20 protein-coding genes are annotated in these 18879 nt (G+C 54.7%); 3 read left to right on the top strand and 17 right to left on the bottom strand.

The window, feature by feature from the left end:
* Positions 1-69: 69 nt before the first annotated feature.
* The 9 genes from AC2FNN_RS10315 to AC2FNN_RS10275 all read right to left on the bottom strand — a co-directional run bounded on the left by AC2FNN_RS10315 (position 70) and on the right by AC2FNN_RS10275 (position 5886).
* Positions 70-504: a hypothetical protein gene (locus AC2FNN_RS10315; protein ID WP_496758383.1), complete on the bottom strand. Its 435-nt coding sequence runs from the start codon at positions 502-504 to the stop codon at positions 70-72.
* 153 nt (positions 505-657) lie between these two features.
* Positions 658-1371, bottom strand: coding sequence for a hypothetical protein (locus tag AC2FNN_RS10310; protein WP_496758382.1), 714 nt, complete (start codon positions 1369-1371; stop codon positions 658-660).
* Positions 1355-2149 (bottom strand): terminase large subunit domain-containing protein, encoded by a 795-nt coding sequence (locus AC2FNN_RS10305; RefSeq protein WP_496758380.1) that lies wholly within the window; start codon positions 2147-2149, stop codon positions 1355-1357. Before AC2FNN_RS10305 ends, AC2FNN_RS10310 begins: the two co-directional genes overlap by 17 nt.
* On the bottom strand, positions 2139-2750 hold the full coding sequence (locus AC2FNN_RS10300; RefSeq protein ID WP_496758378.1) for a hypothetical protein: 612 nt from the start codon (positions 2748-2750) through the stop codon (positions 2139-2141). Before AC2FNN_RS10300 ends, AC2FNN_RS10305 begins: the two co-directional genes overlap by 11 nt.
* Positions 2747-3115, bottom strand: a complete 369-nt coding sequence (locus tag AC2FNN_RS10295) for a hypothetical protein (protein WP_480507507.1) — start codon at positions 3113-3115, stop codon at positions 2747-2749. The genes AC2FNN_RS10300 and AC2FNN_RS10295 overlap by 4 nt, the downstream gene beginning before the upstream one ends.
* Complete coding sequence (locus AC2FNN_RS10290; RefSeq protein ID WP_496758376.1) at positions 3112-3513, bottom strand: hypothetical protein; 402 nt, start codon at positions 3511-3513, stop codon at positions 3112-3114. The genes AC2FNN_RS10295 and AC2FNN_RS10290 overlap by 4 nt, the downstream gene beginning before the upstream one ends.
* 83 nt (positions 3514-3596) lie before the next feature.
* A complete protein-coding gene (locus tag AC2FNN_RS10285; protein ID WP_496758374.1) occupies positions 3597-4268 on the bottom strand; it encodes a hypothetical protein in 672 nt (223 codons plus the stop codon).
* Complete coding sequence (locus AC2FNN_RS10280; protein WP_496758372.1) at positions 4265-5617, bottom strand: DUF4055 domain-containing protein; 1353 nt, start codon at positions 5615-5617, stop codon at positions 4265-4267. The genes AC2FNN_RS10285 and AC2FNN_RS10280 overlap by 4 nt, the downstream gene beginning before the upstream one ends.
* Entirely contained in the window at positions 5614-5886 is a 273-nt protein-coding gene (locus AC2FNN_RS10275) for a hypothetical protein (protein ID WP_496758370.1), read from the bottom strand. The genes AC2FNN_RS10280 and AC2FNN_RS10275 overlap by 4 nt, the downstream gene beginning before the upstream one ends.
* 140 nt (positions 5887-6026) lie before the next feature.
* Between AC2FNN_RS10275 and AC2FNN_RS10270 the strand changes: the two genes are divergently transcribed.
* Positions 6027-7466: an SIR2 family NAD-dependent protein deacylase gene (locus AC2FNN_RS10270; RefSeq protein WP_496758369.1), complete on the top strand. Its 1440-nt coding sequence runs from the start codon at positions 6027-6029 to the stop codon at positions 7464-7466.
* 348 nt (positions 7467-7814) lie between these two features.
* On the opposite strand, the gene AC2FNN_RS10265 is transcribed toward AC2FNN_RS10270, so the two are convergent.
* From AC2FNN_RS10265 to AC2FNN_RS10240, 6 genes are all read right to left on the bottom strand, one after another.
* The gene (locus tag AC2FNN_RS10265; RefSeq protein ID WP_496758367.1) at positions 7815-10907 is read right to left on the bottom strand and encodes a hypothetical protein; all 3093 of its coding nucleotides are present in this window, start codon (positions 10905-10907) and stop codon (positions 7815-7817) included.
* Between the two features lie 147 nt (positions 10908-11054).
* Entirely contained in the window at positions 11055-11315 is a 261-nt protein-coding gene (locus AC2FNN_RS10260; RefSeq protein WP_496758365.1) for a helix-turn-helix transcriptional regulator, read from the bottom strand.
* Between the two features lie 149 nt (positions 11316-11464).
* On the bottom strand, positions 11465-12625 hold the full coding sequence (locus tag AC2FNN_RS10255) for a tyrosine-type recombinase/integrase (protein WP_496758364.1): 1161 nt from the start codon (positions 12623-12625) through the stop codon (positions 11465-11467).
* 678 nt (positions 12626-13303) lie between these two features.
* Entirely contained in the window at positions 13304-13741 is a 438-nt protein-coding gene (locus AC2FNN_RS10250) for a hypothetical protein (RefSeq protein ID WP_496758363.1), read from the bottom strand.
* 11 nt (positions 13742-13752) lie between these two features.
* Complete coding sequence (locus AC2FNN_RS10245) at positions 13753-14115, bottom strand: hypothetical protein (RefSeq protein ID WP_496758362.1); 363 nt, start codon at positions 14113-14115, stop codon at positions 13753-13755.
* Between the two features lie 12 nt (positions 14116-14127).
* A complete protein-coding gene (locus AC2FNN_RS10240) occupies positions 14128-14694 on the bottom strand; it encodes a hypothetical protein (protein WP_496758360.1) in 567 nt (188 codons plus the stop codon).
* A 107-nt stretch (positions 14695-14801) separates the two neighbouring features.
* Here AC2FNN_RS10240 and AC2FNN_RS10235 point away from each other — a divergent pair, with 107 nt between their 5' ends.
* Positions 14802-15044, top strand: a complete 243-nt coding sequence (locus AC2FNN_RS10235; protein WP_496758359.1) for a helix-turn-helix domain-containing protein — start codon at positions 14802-14804, stop codon at positions 15042-15044.
* 753 nt (positions 15045-15797) lie between these two features.
* Complete coding sequence (locus AC2FNN_RS10230) at positions 15798-16412, top strand: DUF3800 domain-containing protein (RefSeq protein WP_496758357.1); 615 nt, start codon at positions 15798-15800, stop codon at positions 16410-16412.
* 179 nt (positions 16413-16591) lie between these two features.
* Here AC2FNN_RS10230 and AC2FNN_RS10225 read toward each other — a convergent pair whose 3' ends face one another.
* Positions 16592-16885: a helix-turn-helix domain-containing protein gene (locus tag AC2FNN_RS10225; protein ID WP_496758355.1), complete on the bottom strand. Its 294-nt coding sequence runs from the start codon at positions 16883-16885 to the stop codon at positions 16592-16594.
* A gap of 33 nt (positions 16886-16918) precedes the next feature.
* Entirely contained in the window at positions 16919-17848 is a 930-nt protein-coding gene (locus AC2FNN_RS10220) for an esterase-like activity of phytase family protein (RefSeq protein WP_496758353.1), read from the bottom strand.
* Positions 17849-18879: the final 1031 nt, after the last annotated feature.

The following is an 18879-nucleotide window of genomic DNA, read 5'->3' as shown; positions in this document are numbered from 1 at the left end:
TTACCCTACAGCCCAATAGGAGTCAGCAGTGGACAAAAGATATCAGTCTAAGAAAGAGGAAATACCGCCCTAACGTGAATGATCCCGGATAACGAGACGTGGTATCTTTCCGGTCTTTTCCCAATGCTCGAGTGAGCGGCGCGTAACACCAAGCGGGCGCAGGCGCTTGTAGGTGCTGGTAATCGTTCCGCCTGTCTCGTGCTCCTCGGTCGCGACTCGCAGTATCGTGTCCCACAATTCCGGGTCGCGGTGTTCAATCGCAGGACCCTTGCTTTGCCACGGTGGGATACCGTTGTCGTCGCGATACTCGCGCTCCGTCTTCATGGGTTTGATCAAGCCGCTCGAGACCCAACGCGAGAACGTGCCGCGATCAATCGGGTGCTTGACAGTGATCCGTTTAAACGCCTCGGCCTGAGACTGGCCGTTCGTGCGAACGTCGTCGCAGATCGCGACAATCTCGTTCCAAACTTCAGGCTCTCGTTCTGATAAAGGACGTAGTGGCATGTTCATCATGCTACCATTCCATTATGTCGGATTTGAGGCACTTGAGCAGCGCGTCGCTGACGCGGGTTAATGCGCTTCCCCCGTCAGTGGGCGTAGATCACCGAGAACCGCCTCAGCGCGCGATTTTTACCGGGGAAGCGTGCGGGTTCTCGATCAGTAGTAACCGCGCAGTTTGCTTTCGCCGACAAAAGCGCCGACGCTGCGATGGTCGGACAACCACAAGGCCAACGCCGCCGAAACGGCAAGGTCCGCGTGGCCGAACTTCGTACCGCCTTCGATCTTCACACGACCGGTTGACCCGACATCGGCCTCAAAGCTCTCAAGCTCTTGGCGCATGAGGTCGCGGGCGTCGAAGTTGCCGATGGACAGGTCGCCTGTGTGGATGGCCGAGTTCAGCGCCGACAAGAGCCGGGTGCGCCCCACATTGTTGAAAGTGCGCCCGCGTTCTGTGGTCTCGGTCTCATTCTCCCCGGCCACCATCTGAACGCGCGTGTGCTGGACCGACTTGGTATCGAGCAGATCGCAGAAGGCACGGCCCACGCCCGACGAGTCCACGACAAGATAGGCGCGGCCCGCGATGGACGGGTCCATCATCAAGTTACGGGTGACGGTAGCGAGATCCGTGTAGGACATGGCGGGTAGATGGTCCGCCCGGACAATCTCGCGGCGGCGTTTGGTCAGTTCCTGACGCCCGTTCGCATCGTAGAAAGGCACGCGCTCGTCGAGCAGGATCGAATAGGCGTTGCGGTCCTGCGCCTGCGCAATGTCGAGGCCCACGAGGAAGCGACGATAGCCTTTGACGATCTCGACCGCCGGATCGGGGTTGGGCAGGATCAAGTCCTCGCCCTTTTCAACCAAGCCCTGCATAGAGGTCTCCTAGTTTGAGTTGCGGGGTGTTTGTGAAGGCGGCTGCAATCGCCGCCGAGTCGAAAAACTGCTGACCCCGGCCCATCCAGTTCAGGCCGTGTTCAACATCGAACTCGAACTTGGACAGAACCTTTCGCTGACGTGCGACCAGCTTCGCCATGCGCGGTATGTCGAGGGAACAGGCTCGGATGCGTTCGACTTCGGGATACATCTCCCAGTCGCTCCACATCTCATAGGCCTTGCCGGATTTTCCCCCCGGCGTGGTGATTAGGATTGTTTTTGCATGATCCTCTGCGATGCTGAGCGTCGAGCCATAGACAGCATCTGGGATGAACGCGGCCTCGTCATAGATCAGCAGACCGTTCTTGACGCCGTAGCCACGGGCCTGCTCGCCGTCTTGCCCTGCCGGGACACAGACGACAGACGAGCCGTTTTTGAGGTGCAATTCGGTCATTGTGCGGCGCTTGACTTCAATCGGCAGCGCCATCTTTTCCCAAGTGTAGGCGATCTTGGAAAATAGAAGCTGGGACTGCGCCAGTGTCTTCGAAAGGATAATTACTTGATGCTCGGGTTTGGACAGTTCCTGTCCGGCCATGACGCCCACGGTTGTCGATTTCCCGATACGGCGCGATGCCAGCACCATGATGATGTCCGAGGTGGAGTTCATCAGCGTACGCTGCCAATCGTCAGGCGGGCCACCAACAACTCGCTCAAGCAGGAGTTCCGGCTTTACCCGCTCGTGCAGCGTGCGGAGGAAAAGGCCCAGATCATTCGACATCGAGCGGAATCCGCCGGTTTTGAACCACCTGCCGGAAGGTCTCGAATGCCTCCGGGTGCGCTTGGAACACCACCCACAGCACATCCATCAGTTTCTGAACGTCCGGGTGTTCGTTCAGACCCAGCACCACAGTCGTCTTGTCGCGCAGGTTCGAATAGACCTTGAGCAGGTTCTCATAGCTCTTGTTCTGGTCCCTCAGCAACTGCATCATCGGGGCTAGCACGTCCATCAGATTGTCGCTGCCACCTTCAACCATGCCGTTCAGGGTGCGATAGAGACGCTTCTGCTCCTTGAGGATACCCTCAATGCCGCCTTCGATCTTGTCTTGCGCGGCGTTCACTTCCTGGTCGAGCGCATCTGCGTCGAGCTTGTTCGCCTCGACGAGAACGATCTTCTCGACCTCCGGCGTGATGAACCGCTTGCGGAACCGAGTCAGGCTTTCAAGATCGACGCAGCACCTTTGCGCGATTTCCTTGAATTGGCGGCGGCGTAGAACGCAGTCGATGACCACCTCGACCACATCAGAGCGGGCGCGGATGGTAGACCTGCGGCCATTGCCCGATTCCACGGGCAAGGCCTCTCTGATGCGGTCATAGTTCATACCCTTGCGCCCTTATCCCAGAGCGGTTGGATGCGTTCGAGGAAGTCAGTTAGCAGGTGCCCGATGGTGCCACCTGCACCCCCGAAATGCTTAATCAACCACCGCATGTCCGCAGCATAAATCGGGTTGTCCACCGCCTTCTCAGCGGGGCAATCATATTTGTCCGAAACCCACGACAGGAACACGAGCGACAGCAAGACAACCCGCGACCGCTCTCTTTCCGAAATTTGGTTATGATCGACATAGACGACATGCCGCTCATCCACATGGATGCGTGATGCGTCAACACCACGTAAGCCAAGTATTGCCTCCGCCACCACCTGACGGGCGATGCGTTTAAACGGGTCGGTGCGATAGGTGTTCATTGGCCAGCCACAATCTCAAGATCGACACCTTGCTTCTCGGCCTCAGCTTTCGCAGCCCGATATTTCTGCACGTCCCGCGCGTCGGCGCGCGAAATTTGGACGGGTGCGGAACGCTCAAACGTCATAGGCTTGGGGGTCGTGTCGCCGTTCGAGATCAATTTAGCCGCCGCTGCGGACAGGCTTTCGAGCTTGCGACCGCTCTCCTCGATCTCCGCGTCTTTTTTTATGTTGTGCAGCTTGTCGAGCAGTTCGTCGTTTTTCGCGACAACACCCTTGATCTGGGTTTCGACCTGTTCGGCCAGCTTGGGGATGATTGCTTCGGCAATCTTCGGTGCGAGAGCGGCAATCAACGCCTCTGCTTGGGCGTCGTTTGTGTTCGTGGTCTTATCGTCGGACACGGTGTGTTCCTCCTATCTGAAATGACGAAGGGGTGAGCCGAAACCCACCCCAATGTCGTCAAACAAATAGGAGGGCCTCACCCTTACGCACACAATCGGTCGTCTTCCGGTTGCCGCTCAACCGAAGAAGCAGGTGGAGTTGAAAGATGATAAGTAAAATCAGGTGTTCGAACGATCTCGCCCTTTTCGATCCCGATATTCAGGACATTGCGCACGCCGTGTTCTGAAATGTCACCGTCCCAGTGACCGAGTATCTGCGTGAATTTCAGATTGGGGGTGTCACGCAGAAGGGCAAACACGGCTTTGCGAAGGTCGGCGTACTTCATTCTGATAAATGACCGCTTCGGCTTTCTCTGTTCGATCTTGGGCTTGTTCGCACGGTCAACACGCGCTTTCGCCGCCCGTTCTTCCTCATCCTTCAACCGTGCCCAAAATTCGCGCGCGACGTGGACATGATCTAGGGATATGCGACCGTCGAGGTCAGGAGGAGCCGCCCCCTCAAGGATCGCAACAACCTGCTGTCTGAGGATGTCGGGATTGAGGTCGGCCATAGTGCATATATCGACCCGCGACCGATACCATCCGCCCGACGTGGCCGTAAGAAAGCGCAAGGCATCATCGCGCACGACATACGCCTCGTCCTTGTGCGATGTGAGGTTGCACGAGCCGAACAAGTCCTGCAGCGAGCGCGCAATGCACGCCCGCCACATATCGTGGGCTGACGACTCGACGTCCTTCGTCGTCGTTTTCATCATGCGGGGCTACTTGTCGGGATGATGTCCGACAGATCACCGCCTTCTTCCTCGATCATGTCCCTTTCATCTTCCCAAGATCGGTCACTGCGGACAATTTCGCCCTTTTGCAGGTTCTCGTGCAGGGAAGCTCGACTGATAACGCCCGACAGATAGAGTTTCATCTGCTGTTCGATCATCTTCGGTTCCATCGACGACTCGATGAAGTCGCGTGACAAGGTGACGGATGCCTCGTCGGGATTGTCGCCAACCCATTCAGCAGCAAGGCGCAGAAGGCGGTTGAGACCGGCCTCGACCGAGACAACCACTCCATGCAGGAGCGCAAGCTCTGACCGGGTGCGCTGGGTTGCTGTGTCGATAGTCTCGTTCCGGTTGACGGTCGAAGACAGCATCCGTGCGCCAAGGGATATCATCGTTTCCGATTTCTCCTCCATGATCTCTTTCATGGCCGCAACGCCGGAGCCTGCGAATTCCAGCATACCGACTTCTGTGCCTTCCGGCAGGGTCCAGACAGCCCCAGCACCGATCTGCGTTGGCACTTTGTTCGCCGGGACAGAACCCGCCACCCACGGCGTAGGGCTGGCCGTCAGGAAGATCGCGTGTTCTCGATCTGCACTGTTCTTGAAATGGGAGATTGCCACCTTGCACAAGGACAGGAACGGCGGTGTGACATGCTCCGGGCGCAGTCCCTCGTGGCTGACCATGATGAACGGGATATAGTCGAGCGGCTTGCCGTTAACGGTAGGAATTAGGTTCTCACCTATATCGACGCGGTTTTGATGTTGGTCGCGGACGAAGCGCCGGAATTGATAGACACCCGCCTCTAGGATCAACTCATATGTAACGTCTGCCCCGTCCCAATCTTCATCGGAGGCCAGATGTACGCGCGTCAGTACCTTCCGGCCCCCGACAAATGCGGTTTCAAAATCCTCAATGTTTTCTGCACGGAATGTAGAGATATGCGGTACGGAATTAACCGTCGCACCATCAACCGGGAAGTCGAGCAGGACGCCGAAACGGCCCATTGCCGCGACCTCGCGGACCATATCCTCAATCAGAACCTGCATGGGCGCATTCTCGTATGTCGCGTTCAAACGCATCATCTCAAGACGCGGCGGCAGGTTGATTACCGGGTCTTTGCGCAGGGCGAGACCGACAAGGGCGCGGAGCGTCATTTCCGGTGCGCCATAGAAGCAGGCGCGGTCGAGGTAATGAGTGAAATTCTGCGTCGTCATACCGTCAGGTTTCGGCACATACAGTTGCCCCTGAGCTTTGACGCTGTCTTCACCGCTCAAGCAATCTCGAATGAGGTGATACTGAGCTTGCAGTTGGTCCCAGCGAGCGCGGGTCATGCTGGGGCCTCCATGACAAGCCGGAACAGGTGAAGAAACGGCAATTCGAAACGCCCGCCGCTTGCATGGATGCGTAACCCATCGCGGTAGCGATCAATCATGACGGCTCCGGCAGTCATATCCTGTTTTTCGGGATCGAGCAGTAGGTCGCGGAGGGCGGCTTGCAGCGCCAGCTTTGAGATCGGAATAGGAAAGATGGTTGAGGACGAAATGGTCCTTAGTTCAATAGAGCAGGCGTCTTCGCCGTTCGAGAGACACGTGATGGACATGGGTGTTGCTTTCGTAGTTGGTGAACGGCCATCCGAAAGGAAGTGCGCGCGCGGATAGCCGTTCAGATGAGCCGGGACGCGCAATGCAATACTGGACGTATGCCACCGGGGCGCTCAACTTGAGTTTAAGGTGCAGGTCATTGTTTGAGCTGGAAAAATCAGGTGCTTTGTTTTGTGCCGATGCCGCGCGTTCAACTAAGAGCAGATCGGGTGTTGCACCCTTTCGCCAGACCTACCAGAATTGCGCCTACAGAAGCAAAAAGAGAAAGAGCGTTGAGTTGAGTGAATATTTTGAGATTGCATACGCCGCTGCTGCCAAGCGTCTATGCCTTTTTACAGGAACAGGTTTTTCGAAGGCTCTCAGTGAGAACAATGCCCCAGGATGGCAGGAACTTCTTGAGGCGATTTGTGACATGCATGTGGACAACAAAGGTTTCAAAGAGGCCTTATTTCCTAGCGACGGGAAGCCTTCGTTGCAGCTAGACGAAGCCGCGCAGGTCATTGAGATAGAGCTTTCCAAGGCAGGTAAATCAATTCATGACGAGATCGCTGATTTGATCGGTGGAATTGATCTATCCGGCTCCCTCCCTGAGACGGAAAAATTCTTCAAGGAGAGGTCATACAGAATTGTAACCACCAACTATGACAAACTGGCCGAAGCTTTGGCAGCGTCAGACTGCCAATCCCTTTCACCCGGGCGTCCGGTCCCTCGATCAAACAGCCGGGTCAAATCATTTCATGTCCACGGTTCTATAGATGTTCCGAGACGTATGGTGGTTACCGCGGATGACTATTTTACCTTCATGAACTCCGATTCATATTTTTCGAGAAAACTCAGCACTGTTTTACACGAAAACACAGTGGTTATCCTCGGGTATTCTCTCGGAGATACAAACTTGAAGACAATATTGAGTGACTACCGGGGCTTTGTTCGCTCTCACATTGTCAGCAATAGTATCTTCTTGGTGTCTAGAAGTGCCGTGGATCAGCGGATTATTGATTACTATTCGAACTGCTACGGAATTCGAGTGATACAGGAAACAGAAGTTGAAGAGTTCTTTGCTGAGACAAACGCTAAAATAGAAGAAGCTGAAGAATGCTTGGAAAAGTCTGTTAAAAACATCAACAAGGTGTTGTTCGACAAGTATCACTTTAAGGACAATTATTTACAGGCGGAAAGCTCGTTCTACCAAATAGTTTCCGCAATTGGCGCAATCGGCGTCAGCCTTGAAGAGGAGGCTGTGGTAGACACATTCGCTGACATCATTGCCAAGAAAATGGAATTGACGAGCAAGACAGGGGCTTGGCCACAGTACGTTCAACTTGCATCATGGCTGACTTATCTGGGCAGTCTACTCGACGTGCGAGGTACTTCACTCGAAAAAATCTACTTGGATGCAGTTAAGTTTTCTATGGAGAAAATGAGCAAGGGTATGGTGCTAGGGTATTCTTGGCACGCATATAAGGTGTGGGATGCACGATGGTCCAGTTTAACCGCTGCCAATCGTTCCCTCGTCGCACAGCATATTAAAGACAACTCAACAGATCCAGATGCGGGGGAGATCGTTTCTAGGGCCTAGTGGCTTTTCTCAGATATTTCCGGGTGTGGGGGCGGGTTTCCACGTCAGCAGCAGGGGGTTCCAAAAGGTGCCGATGTGTATCTGCGACTCGGTCGCAACTGGATGTTGCAGCGATGTTGCAGAGCCTGACCAACCGCTTGATGTACCACGGCAATTCACCAGTGGATTTGATCGTCAATCAATTGGTCAGGCGCAAAGTATGTCAGCATTGTTGACATATAACGGATAGGTCGCTCCGAGTGACAGTGCAGCGCATCCGTATCGCGGCATCGCAGGCGGCAAGTTAAACTGCAACTGCCGTTAATAGAGACACATACTATTAAGACGAGTTGCAGTTTAAATCGGCCCTCACTCCCTGACGTGTTGCGCACTGCGCCACGGCCATGCTGCTGGCATCATATCTGCCGCCAACGCGCCCAGATCGAACTCCCAGCCCGCAGCCGTTGTGACCTCGCCCTGCAACATCGCGCCGTCTTCATCCAGCCAAGGTTCACGCTCCAACGCCTCCCGCATCGCCAGCACTTCCGCCATGTGCCGCGATACTTCGGCCATTGCGTCGAACCTCGGCCCATTGTCATCCTCGCGGCGCTTCGCATCGCGCCAATCGACGATCTCGACACGATCACAAAGATACCGCCAACCACCCTCTGCGAGCCAGACACGGGACCACTGTTTCGATCCCTTCAAACGCACCTCAATAAACTCAGCCTGCCGCTCCATCGCCCAGCCGAATAGATCACCGACAGCACCTTTGATACCCGGCCCAGACATGCCCTCAAACTTGCGGAACAACATCTGAGCGAGCCGTGCCGACTGAACGCGCACTGGCGCACGGGCATACTCCAGTTCCTCTGGCAGCAGATCGTCGAACCGCTGCACCTCGTCCACCTTCACGGGCAGCACCATGTTGGTGAACAGCCTGATCTCGCAGCCTTGCCGCACATGCCGCGCCCGCGCCGCTGCCTGCATCATCGCGCCTTCGCAAACGACCCAGCGCACATCCTCAACTCTCGCATCGGTATGACGTTCGCACCAAGCCATGCCAGCGCCCCCGACCATCGCAATCGGGCGCTTGGGATACCACTGCGCTACTGGAACAATAGGATCGCCGTCCTGATGGATAGCGCGTGCCATGTCCTCAACATCCTGCGGCGCTGGAAGTGGCCGACCAACAATGTCGATCTTGCCACCGGCCCAATCATTCAGCCCCTCAACGGCATTGAACCAGCCCGCGAGCATCATGTTCTCGTCAATAAGCGCCTTATAGGAAAATAGATGCCGCCCTTCGGACACACGCGCCACATCTGAACGAAACTGCTCGGCCCGCGCCTTTTCCTTCTTGTCCGTCTCGTCCCATTCCTCGACCCGGTCGCCCGTGCCGTAGAGCAAAGATTTCTTCGAGGCGTTGATGGGGATTTGCGTCACCTTCGCGTCTGGGTGCTTCTCGACTTCGATGGACACCCATTCGTCCACTGGCAGAACGGCTTCAACCATCGAGCGTTTGATGGTGGCCGATAGGACTAAGACTGGCACGCGCGGGCTGTCTGTCTCGTCGTCCCACGGGATGCCAGCAATCTTCTGCCGCCAGTTGAGGTAGATGCCCTTCTTATTCGGTGTGACACGGAGCCGATTGAGCGAACCAGCCTCAAGCGCATCGCGCAGACGACGCCAGAACGAAGCATAGCGATGCCAAAGGCCGTCATAGTCGCCTGCTGCCTTCAAGGCTTCGGCCACGGACATGTCCGGCGTGATTTCCACGTCCGGCGCAAGGGCCGTCTCGGCCTTGATCAACTCCTTGCAGACCTCGACCGTGAAACCAGCCTCGCGTAGTCGGTCAAGGGTCATGCCCGCCTTGATGACCTGAGCCAGCTTGAGCAGCCATTCTCCCATGTCGTGCCGCATCACATCGCATAAGTCTTTGACGTCGACATACCCCTGCTTGATCAATGCGCCGAGAAAGTTCTCGTCGATAACAACGAAGTTCGGAACGCGGCTTCGCCCGTGTTCTTTGGCAATCTGCAACGGAAGGTGGGCATGGGTGCGGATGCGAAGATCGTGGGTCAGCGACTTGTCCAGTTGATCCCACCAGATGCAGCTAGGTCGATCCACACACTGCGCCATTTCGTTCCCGCAAAAGATTTGACGGGTCTCCTTGACGATGCCTTGTACCTTTGAAATGGCTTCATGCTTAGTGCAGACTGGCCGCCCGTTCAGTTCTTGGCCGCGACCAAGCTCCGTGTAGGCAGTCATGCCGTGCGAGCGGGCGTCTGCTTCGATCTGTGACGATAGGTTATGGTTGGGCACATAGAGGTCGGTGAAGAACACTCCGTTGGTGTCCGCCTCATACCGGGTTTCTACACCAAGCCAGTGCAGCGCCCAGTGCGTCTTGCCGAGACCGGCCTCGGCCTCAATCACTTTCACACCCGGTTCGCGGGCCTGAACAAAAGCCTTGATCTCGTTGCTGAGCGTTTGGCTGGCTCGTTCCAGAGGAATTTCTTGCCTCGTCGTGGGAAACGCTTTCCGCTTTCGCCGCGCCCCGCGAATATTGTGGAACCGGCTCTTGATATACTGCTCACCAAACTCGTGCCTGTCCGCCGCTCGGACACCGAGACGCTCATATTCCGCAGACAAAGACGTCCAGCATTCGATGAACACGCTGTCCGGGAACGCGGTGCGATAAGCGATCATGAATTTCAGAACAGAGTCGTGGCGATTACTTGCATCCCAGCGCAGCGTTGGCATTTGACCGAGTGCTACAGCAGGTGCCACTTCGACTTCGATCATGTCAGGCAGTTTCGGGACACCAACGGGGCCAGCGATACCGTCAACGAGGAAAGCGCGAACGGGGTGTGGATCGTCGAGACCACGCAGCGCGGGTCTGGCCGTAAAGACGAAACCGCCCGGTTTATAGATGCCGTAGTCGATTAGTTTCCGGTCGGCCCCGATCCGCTGCGAAAGTTCCGCGTTCCAGTGTTCCGCATGGATTTGTTGCTCGGTCAGGTCCATCGGCTCGACTTCGAAGGCAACACGCAGTCGATGCCCCGGCTTGAAGCCTGACGACGGTGAGAAGGCATAAACGAACTGCCGATTGCGCAGGAACGGCAGGGCAAAGCGGACGGCTTCCTCAGCGGTCCCATCGTATTCTAAGGAGTCGAGATCGACGACGCATAGGCTGGTAGCATTGTCCGCAAAATCGAGGCCGGTGCGACCGCCGTGTTCGATCAATGGTTCGCCAAGAACCAGCGACGCCGTAGGAACATCTGCGAGCCGGTTCAACAGGTCTCGAAGGCCCGCCAGATCGTCAAAGGAATGGCGCTCGTAGACAAACTGCTTGGCGTACCGAAAGCCTTCGGCACGTTCGTCTTGCTCTGGGCCTTTCTCGCCGTTCCGCCAAACCTTTCGCAGTTCAGGCCCTGTGCTGGTCGCTATATGTATGTGCATCTGCTTCTCTCACGCAGACGCTATTACCTTGTTTTCCGGTCGGTTTCCATCAAAGCGTGTCTTATAAGCGAGTTGTAGAAGCGATGGGTTTGCTTGCTTTGGTGGAAACGACTGAGGGACGAGGTATTAGCGGCTTCGTCCCTCTTTTTAGTTCACGCGGTGAGAACGCGCCCACGCGAGAACGTCCTCCCGATCATACAAAATTGTCCGGCTGGAAATGTGCAGGAACGGCGGGCCGCTTTCCTGTCCGGCGTTGCGCTCTTTGCGCCAGAGGTAGAGCACTTCCTCGGAACGGTTTAGGTATTCGGCACATTGCGCAGGCGTCATGAGGTCAGGCAGAGTCTGCTTGACCTGCAAGGTTCGTACTTCTTCGCGCAGCGCACGGATTTCATGTGTGAGGTCTTCCATCATCGGCTCCAATCTCACGTTCGAATAAGACACGGGCCCGTTGATGGTGCTGGTGAGTGCCCTCATGCGATCCGGCACCAGCCCCGATGGATCGCAATAAGGTCATGCCGGAGGATTCTGCCAAACACCGGCGCCGACACGCGGCGACGTTATCGCCTGCCACCGATCTGGACAACATTCGAAAGAGGTACTGCCCCGCATTCCACCTCAATTTGTTTCGCGATGGCGTTGGCGTGTCGATGCGATGCCGACCCCTGATCATAGATACCCTGAACACCTTTCTCTACATCACCGCGCAACTGGTCGATGATATAGGCGGGCAGGTCCGCGCGCCGTGCAGCAGTTGTGAACAGGCGGCGGCAATCATGTGGGCGGAGAATGTTGTGGGCATTGGAGAGGCGTTCTGGGTGGTAGATGTGTTTCTCTATGTCATGCTGCGGGAAGACCCATTCGCTGTGCTTCGGCAGCGCCTCAAGCAAGGCGACAACGCGGTCGGCCAAGGGGAATACACCCAAGCGCCCATTTTTCAATCGCGCTACCCTTAATTTGCCGGCTTCGAGATCAACATCTTCCCAGCGGAGCGAGATCACGTTTCCGGCTCGGAGGCCCGTGAACAGCATCAATTCGAAAGCCGCAGCGATGATCTGATTTGAGGTCCGTTTCTCCTCGATCAAGTCAAGTGCGGGCCATCGCTCATCTGGGTCAAACTTGACAGTGTTGTCAAGCTGATAGGTCTTGGTATCGACTTTAAGATCATCCGCGACATTGAAACAGCGGCGAACCGCAGCCGCTCGTTTGAATGATGTCCGGATGATCTGGGCAAGATGTTTGCGCGTCGCAGTGCCTTTGTGGCGCATCACAACCTCTTCGAGATGGTCGAGCGTAATGTCTTCGATCTTCATCTTGAACAACTCGGCCATGTTGTTGCGCACCTGCGCCCTATATTCACCTTTTGTTCTTTCCGAGGCATTGGAGCGTTTGATGTGGGAGTCCAACGCATCACCTAGAGTGTGAATGCCTGTCGATGTGGCGTCTGTGCGGGTCGTGACTTCCGCCATCTTTTCCTTCGCCTTGTCACGAGCGGCAAACACCGTCGGCAGATCAGGCCACGAGCCAAGTGTGATAGAACGAACCTTGCCGTTGATACGCTTTGACAGGATCCACGTCTTGGTCGTGGCACCGACAGCAAGCCGGATGCCGCGGGCATCGGGGTCGGATTTGACCGTGAGGTCGGAGTACATGGTTGTCTTGCCAGGGGTCGGTTTGATCTTTGCGACTTCCGGGCGGGTGGTAAGTTTATGATTGGGCATTGCTCTACAACATCCTCTGCAACATTCAACAACGGCATACTACGGTATACAACCATAGGTTGACCACTTGTTTTTCGTTGCAGAGCGGTGCTTTACCTTATTTTTATGGCGTATTCCGGCGAAGCCCGATGACCAAGTGAGTTCTTTGTAATCAGTAGGTCCGCGGTTCGAGTCCGTGTGGGGGCACCACTTTAAAATCAATAACTTACGTTGATATTCCGCCGCTCGTCCTGTGCCGTTTCTCCGCTCTGGGGGACATATGGGGGACAAAGCGCCTGATTTTCTCCACCCGGCGTTGAAACCGTCCAGCGCCCAAATCTCATCGTTAGAAATCAGCCGGGCCGAGCGTTGTAACCCAGCGGGTTACAACAAACCCCTCAACCGACAACCGGCAGAAAGTCCGAATGGTGATAACCGCACCGCGATACGGATTTGAAAGTGTCGCAATTTGCGACAGTTGTTGATATCCGACATTGTGTCGGGTTTGCCGAATGCAAACACGCCAGCCCCGTCAAACTTAAAGCAGGTCTCAAACCCGTCGATCCGATTTGCATCCGCGCCAATGGCAAACAATCCCGAGCCTCCATAGGGCGTGAGTGTAATTGTGAACGGGCAAACGCAAAGAAACCGCCCGGTTCAAGGGGCGGTCTCTCAGCAGGGGGGGGCGGCAGGGACTGTCTAGATATCCACTTTGCCCAGCAGCCGTTCCGCGTCGTCCCGGATCAGCCTGTTATATTCATCATCAATCGCGCCATCTACCCGCGCCGAGATCCGCGCCTTAATGGCAAGGTCTTTGAAGTCCTGCGCCGGGGTTCTCATTATTCGGACCTCAACCCTTAGGAATTCATCGCAGGCAGGATCGACAAACTGAGAATAGTGCTCATCAGTCAATGCCTCGGCATCCGGGTTGCCCTCGGCAGTCAGGCGGGCAAACAAGGCGTCGCTTTCGCTAATCAGGTTGCCATATCGATTGCCGAACTTCTCCCAATTGACATAGAGGCCCTGAATTTCGGTTTCTTTACCAGTAAGCTCACTGGCAATAGCTCCGGTTGCGATTGCCCCTGAGAGAACGGGGATGCTCGATTTCAGCAATGTGCGGCGGTGAATGTTGGTCATTTGTTACCCTCTCAAGCCAAAGATTGAAGTGTGGTCAGAACGTTGTTCAGGACTTGAGAGTCCAAGTCCTTGAAAACACCGCCAGTGAGGTCAAAGTTTGCCTCCTCGCTAAGCGCGAACTCCAACTGCGCGGCGGCACCCTCAGGCGTCTTGGCTGGTGTAACGCTAATCAGTTCTTCCAGTTCCTGGCTGCGAATCCAGTCAGGGTTAGTCATTTCAACGTCCGGTGTATCCGGTGCGTACATGCGCTGGATCAGAGACTTGTGTTCTGCAATCCACCTTGCGTGAGGGTCGGGCGACTTGGCCTGTACAACAGTGCCAGCGGCCAAGGCGGCAAACGGTGCGGATTGGATAAGAGTGCGACGGTCGATCATGAATGGCTCCTATTATTGAGTGAAATGGTGAACGTGTCCGTCTGCGGCGATCCGGGACACGGTTGCGAGATTCACAGAGCGCGGGGCCTGTGCCTCAGTGTCCCAGACGGGCAGAAGGTGCGGGTGGCGACGTGCGCGGGTCTTGGTGGCCGCGCGGGCCGCTTTGGTTGCTGCGTCGCCTTTGACGTGCTGACGCAGGGTGGCGGGTTGCACACGCATGGTGCGCGCGGTCCCGTCTTTCTTGGTGAAGGTGATGGAAACGAGCCGGCCTTTTGCCTTGGCAATCAGGTCGCGCTTTTCCGCGTAATCCTTTGCCTTGGCCTCATGGTCCAGCGCAACGCGCAGGGCCAGAACCAGTTCGTCATGCTTGCGATAGTCTGCCTGTGCCCATGTATCCTTGTTTTGCAGCAGGCCGATTGCTTCCCGGATATGATCCGCCTCGGTCATGCTTGCGCGGCGCACAGCTTCCTTAGCTTCGTCCCATGCCTGCCACAGTGCGTTGCGCCAGATAACCCGGTGAAACTTGCGACCTGCCATAATGGCCCATGCGCGGTTCATGATGTTCTGGCGGTCATACATGGTGGAAACCCTTACCTTGCTGTTTTGCATACTGTGTATTAACTTTAAATACAGGGTACGCATATTGTCAATACCCTGTTAGCGCTTTTGCATACGAGGTTTGCACAATGACACCTGAGCAGCTTAGAATGGCCAGAAATGCCCTTAGAATTGGGACCAGAGAGCTAGCGGATATTGCTGGTGTTTCATTCACCACCATCAACCGCTTTGAGACTGAGAAAGGCGGGATGCAGCACAGCAACGCAGAGGCAGTGCGAAAAGCCCTAGAGGCCCAAGGTATTCAGTTCTTGGATAATGGAGACACAGCCAATGGTCCGGGCGTGGTTCTGGTCAGAAAAGGTGACCTATGATGATGCGGTCCGCATTTTTCGCGGTTGTTTTTCTACCACCAAAGGTTGGATTGGTGTTTCCCGACACCGCTTTTGCACAGAGCTTTTCTTGTAGCTTCGGGCAGCCTGCTTGTTTGGATTACGGGGACAAGATTTGCAGTTCCCAAGGAAAATGTGTCAATGAATATGCTGTTTGCTTCGACCAGTACACTTGCGACTATGAGGGATTCACGTGCAAATCCAGTTTGACTGACCTAGCTACCGAGTACGATGGGCTGGTTTACGATTACAACAGCTTGGTCAACGCACACAACACACTTCGCGATGACGCCGAGGAACTCAGCAAAAACTACCAACGCTTGTTCTCAGAATACGAAGATTTGGTTTCCGAGTACGAAGACGCGGTTTCAGAGAGAGATAATATTGTGTCGTGTGTTGAGTCCGCCTCTTCGGTAGCCGATGCTCAATATTGTTTCTAGCTTGGGACTTGCCGTAGGTGACATATCAGTTTCCACCTCGCCTACTGCAGGCGAAAGCAGCCGCCCACTATCTCGGGGTCTCCGCGTCGAAACTTCGGACGTTGGGCATTCCAGTAAAAGTGTGTGGGGCGAACAGGTTATACGATATCATCGATCTAGACGCGTACGCTGACTCGTTGCCCTACGACGGACAGACAGACGGGACAAACACATGCGACGCGGTGTTTGGATCTGGGAAAAGTCCTCGAAACTCGTGGTGACCACAGCTCAGGTTTTGCTTTAGGAGGCAACAAAGTTGCTCGTATTCATAGACGAGACTGGCGATCCTGGCTTTAAGCTAGAGCGGGGCTCATCCCCTAACTTTGCGCTTTCAATGGTGCTTATCGAGACAAAAGACGCGGCTATGCAAACTCAGGCCGCAATTAAAGCTGTGTCGTCTTCTGAGCGCGTAAGACCCGAGTGGAAATTTTCAAAGGTCAAGGCAACCAAGCGGGACGCCTTCTTTAGGGCTGTCGCTGACTGCCCATTCGTCTGCCGCACTGTGGTTGTTCAGAAGCGCCTCATTCGATCACACAATCTGAAATCCAAACCGCGTCTGTTCTACAACTTCTTCACCCGTATGATGTGCCAGCATGACGGCGGTATGCTTGCCGACGCATCGTTGGTTATTGATGGATCCGGGGACAGACGGTTTAAGCAGGAACTACAGGCTTATCTGCGCCGAGAGTTGCCGCCAGGAGCCATCCGAAAGATGGGCTTCAAGGATTCGCGAAAAGACGAATTGGTTCAACTTGCCGATATGTGTGTTGGCGCTGTGGCAAGGTCATACACCGACAAACAAGACGCAAAAAGATGGCGTGAAATGTTGGCCCGCACCGGTAAGATTCACAATGTTTGGGAGTTCAAGTAGTTGCGCCCCACCTTCCTATCCAACTCGACTGGCTGGAACGCACACCCTACGGCGACAGTTCGGACAGGTGGGGCGACTTGGCAAGTTATAAGTAGGCACTAACTGAAAAATAGTCAATAAGTGGTCACCTATCACCATTTCGCTTGGCCGATTTACAAAGTCAAAAATACTACCTTGCTTCAGGTCTTCCGTCCCTTTTTCTTGAGCTCTTTGGCGACTCCCTCTGCACCCTTGGTATAGCGGATCACAATGGGCTCCACGTCGCTGTGGCGTAGGTTTCTGGTTTCCTGAGGTGCGCGTGGTATTGGCGGCACTTTGCACCTCTCAACCAAGTCCCCCAGTTGGTCCTGGTCAATTCGAACGGCCTTACCTATGCGAATTAGAAACCCGTGTTCTTCTGCCGCAGCGCGCAGCGAACCCTTCGGTACGTTGAGGACCTTGGCGGCTTGTTCAATGGTCAGTAACTTCACCATTTATTCACTCCATCAACTCAATTCGTTCTAGAATTAGCGATGCTGTTCGTTCCAGCGGTATTCGACGATTTCGGTCTCCAAGAACATGCGGAAATTGTCATCGGATACCATTGTCAATCTGATTGCATTTGAAGCGTCGGACCATACTGCAATGCCCTCTAAGTTGCCGTGGGTGCGTATCTTGGTCTGTAGAAGAGTACCGGTCTCGACAATTCTGTCTTCCGCGAATGCGAAGCGCCTCACCCTATTTGAAAAACCAATCCCCCAAACAAATCGTCGTTCCAGCAAATACAAATGACCATCAGGTCCGGTGTCAGCTCCCACCGGCACGTAGGAACCTCTTTTCCGAATCTCGCCTGATACAGACCATTCGTTGTTCTCAAGACGAAAAACAGGAAAGGAATTTCCCGGCCAAGTCTCTGGTATCGCAATGACCCGGCCCTGTGGGTCAAGTGACAGCGCTTCTAATCCCAGGTTGTAGGGCAACGACCTGAACGGTTGGGTTTCGGTTTCGTATTCGATATGGTTTGTCGTGAATTCGCCGGGGTTGAAATACTCAACATCGTGGTAGTTTTCGGTGCTGACCCAAAGCCTACCACTCTTCTCCAACGCGAGCCCTTCCAGGTCACTGTTTACTTCATCATGGTAATTCATGGAGCCCGGAGTCCGGGGCCGAACAATCTCAATGTTTCGAATGCCGACAATTGAGTCACCTTGTCTTTGTACCTCAGAGAAAACCAGCATCGGCCTGTCTGACACGGCAATCAGCTTTGTTCCGTCTTCACTTATTTCCAAACCAGATAGGCCGCCAAATCTACCTTCTCCCGGCCATATCCAACTTAGCTCACTCAACAATTCCACTTGCGAAACAGAACCGTCATTTAAAAGAGCAATATATGCTCTCAGGGAAGCTAGGCTGACCAAAGCAGAGCAAACCACAAGAAGAAGCGAAGTACGTTTCAAGGGATTTTCCGAACAAATCACATCTTTCGCCTGACAATGACGAAACGAACAATACCGTCGCAACAGAATCCTGCAATCATTTGGCCTAGATCAATCGCGGCGGCTTCCGTCTGCTTTTCTTTCGTACTTTACAGAACTAACGTGCAGTTTCTTCTCTTCACTGCATTGGTGCACTTATTGCGACGTAGCGTCACTTTGGAAACCGCAGCTGTTAAGAAGTTGACGCAAAGGTCAGCTACGTAAAGGCTTTTTGACCATACAGTCAAAACACTGACGCAAAACCCCTCTTTCTTCCCCCTTACGTCTCAAAGCGAAACTCTTACATCCGCCGTGTCGCTGCGGGTTTGCACTCACGGAAGGAGATCCTTGAGCCTGGACACCACCTTGGCTCGGATCGGGCCCGCAGCGACAAGATTTGAGTGTCATGCTGGGAGGCGAAGAACTTGGTGCTGAATGTCTTAACTGCCCTTCGGAGAGTTCAAACCAAAGAAAGCCGTACTGCTCATCTCAACGATGAAGATTGCGAGCTGCGCCTGGGCGAAGAAAAGGGCGGCTGTAGACTGAGGAAAGAAGCGATACGGGCCCTGTTTCACAATGAGTTTGTAGAGATGGGCAGAGACCTGCCCAAGCCTCCTATGTAATTCGTCAATGGCCAAAGCCCTCTCTGATGATGCAGCTTGCGCCAGTATTACCGGACACGAATGGGCTCAATCAGGCTGAGCCGGTATTTCCCGGTAATAACCGGCGTTACCGAGTTGTCGGTATCGGTTGTTTCCCGAATCAAAAAAATCTCAGATTCCGACCTCACCCCCTGCTACATCCGCTACATGGGATATGCTCCACCGTGGAGCAAACCTGACGGATCGACGTGTAGGGCAGCGATTAACCTAGTAGCAAAGCGTCATAATGCCGGTCGGGCCGTTACTGATTAGAATGCACTTAGAGAGCATGTCTCGACCAATGAGACCATCTATGCCCTGTGAGCGAACATGGGTTTCCATCACTGGTAACGCCTCGATGTAGAACGGTGC

This window comes from Ruegeria sp. BHSA118, assembly GCF_059613405.1.
The sequence above is the reverse complement of the archived record's forward strand: the minus strand, read 5'-3'. Positions and strand labels throughout refer to the sequence as shown.